Below are 12,018 nucleotides of genomic sequence, written 5' to 3'. Positions count from 1 at the left end.
AGAGGAAAATTATGAAACGAAATGTTAGTCTGGATGAAATATCCGATGGAAAATTATATCAGGCAAATGATTTGGTAAAAGCGAACTGTAATGGCTGTAAAGATTGCTTTTCCTGCTGTCAGAAAATGGGAAGCTCTATTATTTTAGACCCCTTGGATAGCTATCGGTTACAAACTAATTTAGGACAAAGCTTTGAACAATTAATGGCAGAGCGAGTCGAGCATCAGGTCGTAGATGGAATTATTTTACCAAATTTGAAAATGCTTGGAGAAGACGAAAGATGTTCTTTTTTAAATGAGAATGGGCGATGCAGTATTCATTCTTTTCGACCGGGAATATGCAGACTTTTTCCACTGGGCAGATATTACGAAAACAATAGCTTTCAGTATTTTTTGCAGATTCATGAGTGCAGGCAGCCAAATAAAACAAAAGTAAAAATAAGCAAATGGATTGATACACCCAATTTAAAAGATTATGAAGCTTTTATAACGGATTGGCACTATTTTCTAAAAGGCATAGAGAATCAAATTAGTCTGATGCAGGACGACACGTGGATTAAGAATAGAAACATGAATCTTCTAAAACTTTTCTATATTAAGCCATATGAGGATTGTTTGGATTTTTATACACAGTTTTATAGCCGACTTAAGGAGGCAAATAAATGTTAGGAACAGCCGTGGATTTAGGCAAAAAATAGGTAATATAATAAGAATAAGGGGCAAAGTGTCGCAGACACTTTGCCCCTTATTGTAATAGAATACTGCTGCAAATCTCTATCATACAAAAGTGGTTGACAACTAAAGTTGTCAGTGATACAATAAAAATGACAAGAAAAGTTGTCAAACTAAATTCTAAGAGGCAAGGAGGAGTAAAATGTGCCATTATATAATCGCTTAAAAGAATATCGAGCTAATTTAAAAATAAATCAGTTTGAACTGGGACAGCTTGTCAAAGTATCAAGACAGACAATCAGTCAGATTGAACGAGGAGATTATTCCCCGTCCGTGACATTAGCATTAAAAATTGCAAAGGTATTTGGTGTAACAGTAGAAGAAATCTTTCATTATGAGGAGGATGAGATAGATGAGTAGTGAAAAGCTTCATGAAATAAAAAAAGAAGATAAAAAAGCAATCAAAAAATTTATAGTTATTTTAATTCTGTCAGCTTTGGCAGGAGGGGTAGTAGGATATTGTTCCGTTATGTTCAAAGAAAAAGTTGCTCGAATCATTTCAGAAAGTTTGTTAAAATTTTTACTTGGATTAACACCGATTGCTAATTTAATACTTCCAATCGCAGGATTATTCTTCATTTTATATTTGTATCAAAAGAGCCGCAGACTTTATCAGGAGTGGGATGGTGAGGACGAAGAGGAAATGGCTCAAATTGAATTGTATTTAGCATATGCACTTTGGCTTTCCTCGATTCTTACAATAGTATCTTTTTTTCTTTTTGCTGTTGGATTTTATAATATTATTTATGGTTTAGATGATGACATCTTGTTTCGTGTAATATTCATAACAGGAGCATTAATAGTCTCTATTGTCATTATCACCATCTCACATCAAAAAATTGTGAACTTTTTAAAAGAGATTAACCCAGAGAAAAAGGGAAGCGTATTTGAAGCAAAATTTGCAAAAACATGGGAAAAAAGCTGTGATGAGGCAGAAAAGCTTAGTATATACAAAGCCGCCTACAAAGCCTATCAAACAGTAAATAGAACATGTTCCATATTATGGTTGATGTGTGTGCTTGGAGCTATGGTTTGGGATTTTGGTCTTTTGCCGGTTACTTTAGTGTCTGTCATTTGGATTGTACAAATATCCAGTTATTGTAAAGAGTCAATTCGATTATCAAGTATTTCCAATAAGAACTATTAATTTGTTTCTATGACATAAGAAAAACGCTGCAATTGCTAAGGAAAGCATGCAGCGTTTTTAAATTAGAATTGAAATCATTAAATTCATATATTAACAAAGCTTTTAATGAGAACTAATTTCCAAATACCTGTTCTTTTAATTTTAATCCGGTAGGGGTAGAAGCTAAACCTCCAAGTGCAGTCTCTTTCAGTGAAGCAGGAAGTGCCCGTCCTACTTCTCCCATTGAGTCAATACATTCATCAACCGGAATTTCAGACTGTATTCCTGCAAGAGCCATATCTGCAGAAGAAAAGGCTATCATGACTCCTGACACATTTCTTTTAATACATGGAATTTCTACCAATCCTGCTACCGGGTCGCATACGAGTCCAAGCTGATTGCCAATTGCAATAGCGCAAGCATCGGCGCATTGCTGTGGCGTTCCACCATAAAGTTCCACCAATGCAGCGGCAGCCATTCCGGCGGCACTTCCGCATTCTGCCTGACAACCGCCCTGTGCTCCTGCGATGCAGGCTCTGTCAGCAATTACAATACCAAAGGCAGCACCTGTAAATAAAGACATAACAATGGATCTTTTGTCTATGCTTTTATCTTCATAAAGTGATACAAGACAACCAGGCATAATACCACAGCTTCCTGCCGTTGGTGTGGCAACTATTTTGCCCATAGATGCATTACAGCCGGAAACTGCAAGAGCACGACTCATAGCTTTTGTCATGAAAATTCCGCTAAGCCCGCCATTTGTCTGCTCACTATAATGCTTCATTTTAAATCCTTCACCACCGGTAAGTCCGGAAGTAGAGCGTTGGTTCTTGGCTTGTCCTTGAACGACAGCCTCACACATTACATCAAAACTCTTTTCCATCTCATCATAAATTTCATCTATGCTTTTTTCCATTTGCAAGGCTTGATCTTCCAGTACCATTTGGCTGATTTTTTTATTTTGTTTGATGGAACATTTAATTAATTCTTCTATTGATTTATAGGTCAGCATGATTATTCTCCTTACGCACAAGATTGAGACTTACGTTGCACGAATTAATAGTATATTTATGACATTGTTAATATTTCTCATTTCATCGATCATTCCAAGTGGTGGCAGACCATCTATTTCCATCGTCATCATCGCCTCTCCACCCTTAACCGGTCGTGTTAGTCTGAAATTACCAATATTAACATCCTTATATTTTGTTGCCATCAGATTTGTTACGGCCGCAATCAGTCCTGGTTTATCATAGTGTAATACTAATATTGTGTTATGTTCCCCGGTGAAATCTACTTTCATTCCGTTAATCCAGTCAACCCGGATATTTCCACCACCGATACTGGAGCCTTCCACGGTACATTCTTCCCCATTGACTCCGGTTACGTGGATCCGCGCTGTGTTAGGATGAGTTCCGGGAATGTCGGTTGGAATAAATTCATATGCTATCCCACGATTAGTTGCTATCGTCAAGGCATCTCTAATTTCTTCCGAATAGCTTCTGTAGCCCATGATTCCTGCCAAAAGTGCCCGATCCGTGCCATGTCCCTTATAAGTGTGTGCAAATGAACCTGAAAGTTCTATTTTGACTGATGCGATAGGAGCATTATTCATTACTTTATTTGCTACACGCCCAAGGCGTACTGCACCTGCGGTATGTGAACTGGATGGGCCTATCATAATGGGCCCTATGATGTCAAATACATTCATTGTATACCTCCAAAGCAAGCGGTCTGTAAGACTGCTTCTATGCTTTTATCCACTTCTCATATATGGTATTTACAACAATACCAATTGCGTTGTCACCTGAAATATTACATGCAGTTCCAAAGGAATCCTGTGTGATATAAAGTGCAACCATAATGGCACAGATTGGACCGTTAGGGTCACCGGCTTCCGTACCAAATATCATGTAAAGGAAAGGAAGTGCTGTCATAATAGAACCTCCCGGTGCACCAGGAGACGCTACCATAGCGACACCTAAAGTCATAATAAACGGTACAACAGTCGCCAGGCTGATTGGAATCTGATTAATCAGACAAACGGCAGTTGCACAGGCGGTGATTGTAATCATAGAACCACACATATGTATGTTAGCACAAAGTGGAACGACAAAGTTACGAATTTGTTCGCAAACTCCGTCCTTTTCGGCACATTGTAAATTAACAGGTATGGTTGCAGCTGAGGACTGTGTACCTAGTGCAGTTGTATAGCCCGGGATCTGATTTTTAAGCAGTGTCCAAGGATTTTTCTTGCTGATGGTTCCGGCTATAATGAATTGTATTACGATATAAATAAGATGCATCGCAATTACGACAATAAATACTTTCCAAAGAACACTTAGGATTGCAAAGGTCTTGCCAGATTTTGTCATATCAACGAAAGTTCCGCAAATATAAAGCGGCAATAAAGGAATAATAGCAGTATGTAACACTTTATCGATGATTCCTGAGAAGTCTTTCATCGTTTCATACAGAGTGTTGCCAATTTCCTTGCCTCTCATGGTAGATAGACATAATCCAAGTACAAACGCCAGTACAACTGCTGAAAGAGTATCTAGTAAGGCAGGAATTGAGAGACTAAAGTAAGTTGCCAGTGAATTGTCTGCAGTAGCTGCTATTTGTTCTAACACACCGTCACTGATAAAGTGTGGGAACAAACTGCTTGAAATAAAATAGGATGCCGTTCCTCCTATTAAAGTGGAACCATAAGCAATACAGACTGTAATAATCAGTAATTTACCCGCACCCTGAGACAAGTCTGCAATACCCATGGTTACATAGGCAACAATCATGAGTGGAATTACAAATTTCAAAAATGTACTAAATATGGTTGATGCAGTAACGACTGCACGACAAATTGATTCTGGCAAAAATTGCCCGATTAAAATACCTAGAACTATTGCAATAATTAATTTTGGTACAAGACCTATTTTCTTCTTCATTGTAAACCCTTCCTTATTTATGTTTTCTTTAGCGCGCTATATTTTAAAAATATCGATTGTGAATTTTCCACGATTGACATCTTTTCTTATATAGTGTAACATAGCGATATGTATAAATCAATTTGATGCTTTTTATAGATATCTTAAATAATTTTAATATTATATGGAGATAATGTATATTATGGAAATACGCCAGTTAAATACATTTGTGAAAATTGTACAATTACAAAGCTTTTCAAAAGCGGCACAGGAACTTGGATATTCTCAATCCGCTGTTACAATACAAATCGGGCTGCTTGAGCAGGAATTAAATACCAGACTGTTTGACAGAATGGGAAAATGTATTACCCTTACCCCACCCGGTAAGCAGTTTCTTCATTATGCCAATAACGTATTGAAAGAAATACATGAAGCGAAATCAGCGCTTGGAAAACCGGATGCTTTAGAGCGGACGCTGCACATAGGCACGATAGAGTCCTTGTGTTTCTTTAAGTTTCCCTCACTGTTACAATATTTTTATAAGAACCATCCGCAGATATCGATTAAAATTACTACGGATTCTCCTAAAAAACTGATTCACATGATGGAGCATAATCAGGTTGATATTATTTATATCTTAGATTATCCCATCTATAATAGTAATTGGGTTAAGGTTATGGAACGGCAAGAGTACATTGTGTTTGTTTCCTCCCCTTTGTTTTCACTTTCCAAAAGCCCTATGGTCAGCCTTTCGGATTTAATGGATAAGCCTTTTTTTCTTACAGAAAAGGAGGATAATTACCGACACGCACTCGATCAGCATTTAGCTTCAAAAAATATGGAGATTAAGCCATTTTTGGAAGCAGGTAACACAGAATTTATCATTAATATGGTTAAAAATAATCTTGGACTTTCATTTCTGCCCCATTTTGCGGTCAGTCAAAGTGTGAATAATAATGAACTATCTATATTAAATATAACAGATTTCAAGATGTCCATGTCACGCCAGATATTTTATCATAAGGATAAATGGATGACTGAAGAAATGCAGGAATTTATCAGATTAGCCAATTTAGGGATGGTGTAGCATAGCTCACCACCCTTAAATTAGTTTGATATAAAAGTATGGAAATATGAATTCAGTCACTTGTGTAAAAAAGAAGCAGTTTATGAAACAAAGAGGTTGTATTCTAAATTATATGATACTCGCGTAAAACAGTTAAGAAATTATTTGATGCTGTATCAGAAGGATCAAAATGAAGTTCTAAGTGTGACATCCTTTTTAGACGGAGATGAAATAGTTGAAAACTACAAATCGCGGTATCATTTAATGGCATAAAACTGTCATTATAAATAAATTGACATAGGTAAATTGCTATGCTACAATATGAATGAATTAAATATTATTCATTCATACTTGGAGGCTATGTAATATGGAAGATAAAAAGGTTGATATTTTTAATTGTGGGAAAGAATTATTCAGTGAGAAAGGATTTAAAGATACAAATGTTTCTGACATTACGAAAAGAGCTAAAATAGCGGTAGGGACATTCTACAATTACTACGAATCAAAAGAGAAGCTCTTTATTGAAATTTATTTAAAAGAAAACGAGAATCTAAAAAGAAGCATTATGGGATCAATTGACTTAGATGGAGACCCGTTACAAGTGGTGAAAGAAGCAATCACATTAAATCTAAACGGTATGAATTCCAACCCTATATTAAAGGAATGGTATAACAGGGAGCTTTTTAGTAAGTTGGAGAAAGAATTTTATCAAGAAGGTGGAATAGTGGGAATCTATGATTTGATGAATAGCAGTACAGCAGAATTAATTAGAAAATGGAAAGCAGAAAAGAAAATCAGGAACGATTTGGATGATGGGTTAATACTTAGTCTATTTAATTCGGTACCTTATATAGAAATTCATAAGGAAGAAATTGGTGTTTGCAATTTCCCACAGGTAACTGATTACCTAGTGGAGTTTATTATGAAAGGACTGACGGAATTTCAAAAATAAAAGATTAAAAAGTAAGAGTTTTTTTACAATACAATGAATGAATTTAATATTATTCATTCACATAACTAATTACAGGTAGAGAAAGGGGGCATGCCAATGAAAAAGCCATAGAAAGCACCCAGGCATATAGAAAGATACTCTTGAGGCTAGCTCTCTAGAAAATTGTAAAAGGAGAATTAGATATGGAAATAAAATTGCGTAAAATAATAATATTAATCATGATTGGAGTGTTAATAATTATGGGAATTATAGGATTCGGAGCATCACGTATGTTGAAGGAAATTAATAAAGAAGAAAACGTATCAATAGAGAATATCAATAAAATACAGGTAGATATGAATTCCTCTTTTGCACATTTTTCTCCTCCTGTACATTTTATTGAAACAAAAGATGACAGTGATGTAAAAATGATTCTGCATGGTACAGTAATGGCTGATATAAATATTATAACTGAAATAAAAGATAATATGCTTATCATAAAACTACAGCGTACATCTAAGATACCACTGTATGAAGATTTTGTTTTGGATATCTATATTCCAAAGGATTATGAAAATAACCTTTCCCTTGATATATCTTCAAGTTCGGGAAGCATTACTGTAGATTCTATGGAAGTCGCAAATTTAACATTTAATACCAGTTCCGGTATTGTAAAAGCAGAAACATTAATTGCAGACAAAATTTCTATCAATACTTCTTCTGGAAACGTTGATATAAATAAAATAGATACAAATGAATTAGAAATAAAGGGTAAATCATCTTCAATAAATGTTTACGATTGTAATGCAAAGCAGTCTGATATTGAAACTTTATCAGGCAGCGTTACGATTAACAGTAATAGTGGTTCCTTAACTGCTAAGACAGGTTCAGGAAAAGTTTTCGTAACCTACGAAGAATTTGAAGATCAGGAAGTAAATATAGAATCTTCCTCTGGGAGTGTTACCTTAGAGCTTCCAAGTACGGCTGAGTTTTCAATGAAAGCCAATACTTCTAGCGGAAAAATACAATCCGATTTTCAAATAAGTGAAAATGAAAGTACGGATAAAAAGAAGTTATCCGAACAAGTTGGTACGAAAAATAATAACATTATACTTCAAACTGCATCAGGAAGTATCAAAATTTTAAAAAAATAATAGGATTAAATTCTAAGAGATTTAGATATTTTCTATGAATCAAATAGTGTTAATTGAACATACTCCTCCCTTTTCATTTTTTCTTTCATAGGAGCACTGTAGCTGGAGGATAAGCCGTATTTTTCACGGATACTGTTTACCGTTTTATATAACTCATTTTTATATTCCTTTGGCGCGCCTCCTGTTTGATAAAGGCTTTTTAATGGCTCATATAAATTCGGATATTCTTTGTTGATAAATGCATAGAATACATTTCTTGTTTTGCCCCGCAGATACAAGGTTCCGGGAAGTACATAGGAAACATGGCAGTCACGGGCATATGAATATAAGGAATCAATATTTTCATAATTATCTGTCAGATATGGAATGATAGGCATAAAATGCAGTCCAATGGAGGCGTTGGTTTTAGAAAAGGATTTCAGCATTTCAAAGCGTTTTAGGGAGTCGGCGCCGCCTGGTTCGAGCATTTTCTGCACCGCTTCATCCATACATGTAATTGTTGCAGCGATATTGACATAAGTGATTCGTGATAACTCATCAATTAAATCATAGTCTCTTAGGATCAAATCGCTTTTCGTTGAAATAATGCAGGGTGTCTGGTACCTAATCAACAGCTTTAGGATATCAGGCATAATCTGATACAAAGCCTCCGCAGGCTGATAGCTGTCGGTAACGCCACCCAGATTGATCACCTCACGCTTCCAATTCGAGCTTGCAAGCTGCTGTTCCAAGACTTCAACAATATTGGTTTTAACGTATATATCTTTAAAAAATTCTTCGTTTTCTAAATAATCATGTGAGTACATGGCATAGCAATATTTACAGCCATGTTCGCAGCCGCGATAAATATTTAAGTCCCACGAATATGGTATTTTTCGTTTTAACTTATTGCAGGCAGCAGTACATTTCATTTCTTTATACATGATATCCTTACTCCTATTGCTTCATTTTTTTATCTCTTATTTTATCACTTTTTATTTATAAAAAACAGACTAATATTAAAGCATATTAAGGAATATGGTAGATTTTAACTTAATATATTATTATTATTATTTTTGCAATTATTTATCAAAAATCAGTCATAAATTATAATACCGTTTATGGAGTTATTGTTGACTATTTTGTGAATTCAAATTAGACTATAAATACAAACTGATAAACGATATAAAATGTAAAGAAGATGAACAGGAAGTTATATTAGAAGATTTCAACCAAGAGGATGAGTTAAGCTATACTTGATATTGTTTTAAGCATATTTGTTAAATAGATTGTAATTGGTTGCAAACAGTTACAAAGAAAATAATAAATAATAAGGAGGAATTAAAATGGAATTGCTATTAATAGGATTTGTTATAGGATTCATTGACAGTAAAATATCAGATAAATTTATTATAGATATGAAAGATAATATATTTAAATTCATTCTAGTATGGGGAGTAATTTTATTTTTACATTTGTGTATAGGATTAATTTTAAAAAATTACTTTTTGTATAGCATATATCTTTATATTATCGTTCTTTGTTGTAAAATTTTTTTCTTAAATAGAAGTAAATAGAAAGCAAGATTTCAATCTTATTAACATTAATGATGAAATTTTTAAAAATTATTAGAATAAAATGTATAGAATTAAAAGAGAGTTTGAATATTGTATATGACGTCAATTCTATCATGTTAAAAAGAAGATTAACAAAAAGCTTCTTCATAAAAAAGAAATTAATTTACTGAGGAGTATCACATTGCAACTAATGGTAGATTTGGCAGGTTGTCATACTAATAAATTGAACATTTTATAAATTAGTATAGGATATGGTAAGCAATAAACTTGCAACATACCTATAAAATATTAAAAGGTTTAAGGATAAAAAATGGGAAAATTAAGATTAAGTCTAAATAAAAAATTAAAATTAACGAATGTGTTAATTATAACATTACAAACGGATGATGACTAATATTTTATACGGATATATCAGTAGACGACTACAATACTTATATTAGGAAACAAGACAGACAATGACAATGCACAGAGTAGCATAAGATGATAGAGATTTATCCACAACAGTGAGCAGAAGTTAGAATGCCCAAGATCTTTCTGGTCAGGAAAGTCAATCTATGTAATGTCTTAATCATGTAGTTTATAAGAAATATTTTATACGAAAGTGGCTAATGTTATGATATTATGGAGTAATATATTAATATTTACAGTCTATTATGTTATTGTATTTACTATTAAAAAAATTCAGATACAGCTGAAAAAAAAATCAAAATATAGCAACCAGGATTTTTTAATCAAATTAAAAGAAATTGCTAATGACAACAAGTATTTAAATTTTGAAAGAGCAAAGTATTATGGTTATGATCCTCGAAAAATAACAATATTTTATATTAAGAAAGAGGAATATAGTGCTTATGATACTTTTGCAATATATCATGAACTTGGCCATTATCTTGATGATTTAAAATCTAAAAGAATTTTGTTTAATATGAGTGTTACATGTATTAATAGATTATTAGCAATTCCCATTTATTTTGGTATTTCGATTTTGGCTTTAGCTGGAACTCAATTATTTGTAAAAATAAGTTATATAATTTTTTTACTTGAAATTCTTTTATTTTTACATAGAATGTATTTTATTGTTAAATATGAAAAATCTGCAAGTAAATATGCAATTATGAGATTAAGTGATTATCTAGATGAAATTTCTTTAAAATACATCAGAAGAGTATCATATTTGTTATTGTTTCACAAATTATATTTAGTGCTATTTGGTTAATGATAATAGTATTTATGCAAATTATAATAAATTATAAATAATTTTTACTTATGACTTTATTATTATATTAAAATAACGGAGTGCAGCAAAAGCATTATTAAAGAAATTTGCACCTAGTGCAGCAAAATGGATTAGTACAGCATGTGGTATAATTGGCAGTGCATCTTTTAATGTGTCAGGTAGTGCATTATTTAATTTATGCCTGGATAATTTAGGATGTTGTACTTCTTTAGGTGGAATTTTGTCGTTAGCACTTGATAAACTTATTGATGGATAGGTAAATAAAAAAATTATAAGTTGGTAATATTTTGCTAATTTCTATATAATAGCTAAGTAGATAATATATAAGTTGTTTAATTTAAATGGTTAATTATTAACATCACAAGAAAATAATATTTTAAAGTATTTTAATATAATATTTTATAATTACTAATAAATTTTAATTATTAATATAATATAAAATTTATATTTAATTTAAATTATAAAATATAATTAATATATGAATGGAGTGAATATAAATCATGAAGATAATTATAAAAGATAAACTTTTTTAGACAAGCTATAATTTAAAAATGACCCTTAATGAAAAGCCTATCGAATATATTTATGAAAGGAATAGATTTATTGTTGAAATGGTTGATTCAAAAGAATCTGATGAATTTAAATGTTATTTTACCAATGCTATGTTTAGTGAGTGTAAAAGTGGTCTGAAAATGTTTTTATATTGGTTATTGTGTGTGATTGGAGGAACAGGTGAATATGGTGTTTTTGGAGTTCCATATGATTTAAAATTAGTTATATTATTAAAGAATAATAGTAATGAAGATATAGTAGTTACTTCAAATAAATATTCTGCAAGTTTACCATTTTCATTAGAGAAAGTAAATTGTATTGTAAAAGAAAATAAATATATTACTGTTAATGGATATGCAAAGAAATGGTTTATTGGTAAAATAATACCAATATTTTTTATTAATAATAAGTAATGAATAAGTGGTTTGAAATTTTTAATCAAAGATATAAATGATAAAGATTATTCAACCACTTTTAATAGTGAGTTTGAAAAAATTGAATTTGTAAGTGTATCCTTTATGTATCCTAATACAACAAAATATGCAATAAGAAATTTTACATATACATTTGAAGCCAATAAAACATATGGATTAGTTGGTCTTAGCGGATCAGGTAAAGCGACTTTATTAAAAATTTTACTGGGATTATATGAAAATTATGAAGGCAAAATTTTGGTAGATGGAGTTGATATGAATACAATATTTCTTAGTATAAAAGAGTATATAAATTGATAAGGAG

Annotated in this window: 13 protein-coding genes; 9 read left to right on the top strand and 4 right to left on the bottom strand. The window is 32.3% G+C overall.

Annotation, left to right across the window (positions count from 1 at the left end; genetic code table 11):
- Positions 1-11 precede the first annotated feature (11 nt).
- From C8E03_RS08140 to C8E03_RS08130, 3 genes are all read left to right on the top strand, one after another.
- Positions 12-668 carry a YkgJ family cysteine cluster protein gene (locus C8E03_RS08140; protein WP_110290767.1) on the top strand — a complete coding sequence of 219 codons (657 nt, stop codon included), beginning with the start codon at positions 12-14 and terminating at the stop codon, positions 666-668.
- Positions 669-875: 207 nt separating this feature from the next.
- Positions 876-1,091 carry a helix-turn-helix transcriptional regulator gene (locus C8E03_RS08135; protein ID WP_110290766.1) on the top strand — a complete coding sequence of 72 codons (216 nt, stop codon included), beginning with the start codon at positions 876-878 and terminating at the stop codon, positions 1,089-1,091.
- Positions 1,084-1,878 carry a DUF3169 family protein gene (locus C8E03_RS08130; RefSeq protein WP_110290765.1) on the top strand — a complete coding sequence of 265 codons (795 nt, stop codon included), beginning with the start codon at positions 1,084-1,086 and terminating at the stop codon, positions 1,876-1,878. The genes C8E03_RS08135 and C8E03_RS08130 overlap by 8 nt, the downstream gene beginning before the upstream one ends.
- Before the next feature lie 112 nt (positions 1,879-1,990).
- Here the strand turns inward: C8E03_RS08130 and sdaAA are convergent, their stop codons facing one another.
- Genes sdaAA through C8E03_RS08115 form a run of 3 tightly spaced genes read right to left on the bottom strand, consistent with a single transcriptional unit; the run spans position 1,991 to position 4,805 of the window.
- Positions 1,991-2,872 carry an L-serine ammonia-lyase, iron-sulfur-dependent, subunit alpha gene (gene sdaAA, locus C8E03_RS08125; protein ID WP_094377023.1) on the bottom strand — a complete coding sequence of 294 codons (882 nt, stop codon included), beginning with the start codon at positions 2,870-2,872 and terminating at the stop codon, positions 1,991-1,993.
- A gap of 30 nt (positions 2,873-2,902) precedes the next feature.
- Positions 2,903-3,571, bottom strand: coding sequence for an L-serine ammonia-lyase, iron-sulfur-dependent subunit beta (sdaAB, locus tag C8E03_RS08120; RefSeq protein ID WP_094377022.1), 669 nt, complete (start codon positions 3,569-3,571; stop codon positions 2,903-2,905).
- A gap of 37 nt (positions 3,572-3,608) precedes the next feature.
- On the bottom strand, positions 3,609-4,805 hold the full coding sequence (locus C8E03_RS08115; RefSeq protein ID WP_094377021.1) for a dicarboxylate/amino acid:cation symporter: 1,197 nt from the start codon (positions 4,803-4,805) through the stop codon (positions 3,609-3,611).
- 181 nt (positions 4,806-4,986) lie between these two features.
- Here C8E03_RS08115 and C8E03_RS08110 point away from each other — a divergent pair, with 181 nt between their 5' ends.
- The 3 genes from C8E03_RS08110 to C8E03_RS08100 all read left to right on the top strand — a co-directional run bounded on the left by C8E03_RS08110 (position 4,987) and on the right by C8E03_RS08100 (position 7,935).
- Entirely contained in the window at positions 4,987-5,871 is an 885-nt protein-coding gene (locus C8E03_RS08110; protein WP_094377020.1) for a LysR family transcriptional regulator, read from the top strand.
- Positions 5,872-6,217: 346 nt separating this feature from the next.
- Positions 6,218-6,802: a TetR/AcrR family transcriptional regulator gene (locus C8E03_RS08105; RefSeq protein WP_094377019.1), complete on the top strand. Its 585-nt coding sequence runs from the start codon at positions 6,218-6,220 to the stop codon at positions 6,800-6,802.
- A gap of 182 nt (positions 6,803-6,984) precedes the next feature.
- On the top strand, positions 6,985-7,935 hold the full coding sequence (locus C8E03_RS08100) for a DUF4097 family beta strand repeat-containing protein (RefSeq protein WP_094377018.1): 951 nt from the start codon (positions 6,985-6,987) through the stop codon (positions 7,933-7,935).
- 32 nt (positions 7,936-7,967) lie between these two features.
- Here the strand turns inward: C8E03_RS08100 and C8E03_RS08095 are convergent, their stop codons facing one another.
- Positions 7,968-8,858 (bottom strand): SPL family radical SAM protein, encoded by an 891-nt coding sequence (locus tag C8E03_RS08095; RefSeq protein WP_110290764.1) that lies wholly within the window; start codon positions 8,856-8,858, stop codon positions 7,968-7,970.
- Positions 8,859-10,104: 1,246 nt separating this feature from the next.
- Here C8E03_RS08095 and C8E03_RS08085 point away from each other — a divergent pair.
- The 3 genes from C8E03_RS08085 to C8E03_RS08075 all read left to right on the top strand — a co-directional run bounded on the left by C8E03_RS08085 (position 10,105) and on the right by C8E03_RS08075 (position 12,011).
- On the top strand, positions 10,105-10,707 hold the full coding sequence (locus C8E03_RS08085; protein ID WP_110290763.1) for a hypothetical protein: 603 nt from the start codon (positions 10,105-10,107) through the stop codon (positions 10,705-10,707).
- Between the two features lie 713 nt (positions 10,708-11,420).
- Positions 11,421-11,693: a hypothetical protein gene (locus C8E03_RS08080; protein ID WP_146212311.1), complete on the top strand. Its 273-nt coding sequence runs from the start codon at positions 11,421-11,423 to the stop codon at positions 11,691-11,693.
- Positions 11,694-11,705: 12 nt separating this feature from the next.
- Positions 11,706-12,011 (top strand): ATP-binding cassette domain-containing protein, encoded by a 306-nt coding sequence (locus C8E03_RS08075; protein ID WP_110290761.1) that lies wholly within the window; start codon positions 11,706-11,708, stop codon positions 12,009-12,011.
- Positions 12,012-12,018 lie beyond the last annotated feature (7 nt).

The organism is Lachnotalea glycerini, assembly GCF_003201285.1.
GTDB classification, from domain to species: domain Bacteria; phylum Bacillota; class Clostridia; order Lachnospirales; family Lachnospiraceae; genus Lachnotalea; species Lachnotalea glycerini.
The sequence above is the reverse complement of the archived record's forward strand: the minus strand, read 5'-3'. Positions and strand labels throughout refer to the sequence as shown.

Bases quoted from the DNA above. Each gene is read 5' to 3' on its own strand.
- C8E03_RS08140 (WP_110290767.1), top strand. From the start codon at position 12: ATGAAACGAAATGTTAGTCTGGATGAAATATCCGATGGAAAATTATAT.
- C8E03_RS08115 (WP_094377021.1), bottom strand. From the start codon at position 4,805: ATGAAGAAGAAAATAGGTCTTGTACCAAAATTAATTATTGCAATAGTT.
- C8E03_RS08110 (WP_094377020.1), top strand. From the start codon at position 4,987: ATGGAAATACGCCAGTTAAATACATTTGTGAAAATTGTACAATTACAA.
- sdaAB (WP_094377022.1), bottom strand. From the start codon at position 3,571: ATGAATGTATTTGACATCATAGGGCCCATTATGATAGGCCCATCCAGT.
- C8E03_RS08085 (WP_110290763.1), top strand. From the start codon at position 10,105: ATGATATTATGGAGTAATATATTAATATTTACAGTCTATTATGTTATT.
- sdaAA (WP_094377023.1), bottom strand. From the start codon at position 2,872: ATGCTGACCTATAAATCAATAGAAGAATTAATTAAATGTTCCATCAAA.
- C8E03_RS08080 (WP_146212311.1), top strand. From the start codon at position 11,421: ATGTTTTTATATTGGTTATTGTGTGTGATTGGAGGAACAGGTGAATAT.
- C8E03_RS08095 (WP_110290764.1), bottom strand. From the start codon at position 8,858: ATGTATAAAGAAATGAAATGTACTGCTGCCTGCAATAAGTTAAAACGA.
- C8E03_RS08130 (WP_110290765.1), top strand. From the start codon at position 1,084: ATGAGTAGTGAAAAGCTTCATGAAATAAAAAAAGAAGATAAAAAAGCA.
- C8E03_RS08105 (WP_094377019.1), top strand. From the start codon at position 6,218: ATGGAAGATAAAAAGGTTGATATTTTTAATTGTGGGAAAGAATTATTC.
- C8E03_RS08100 (WP_094377018.1), top strand. From the start codon at position 6,985: ATGGAAATAAAATTGCGTAAAATAATAATATTAATCATGATTGGAGTG.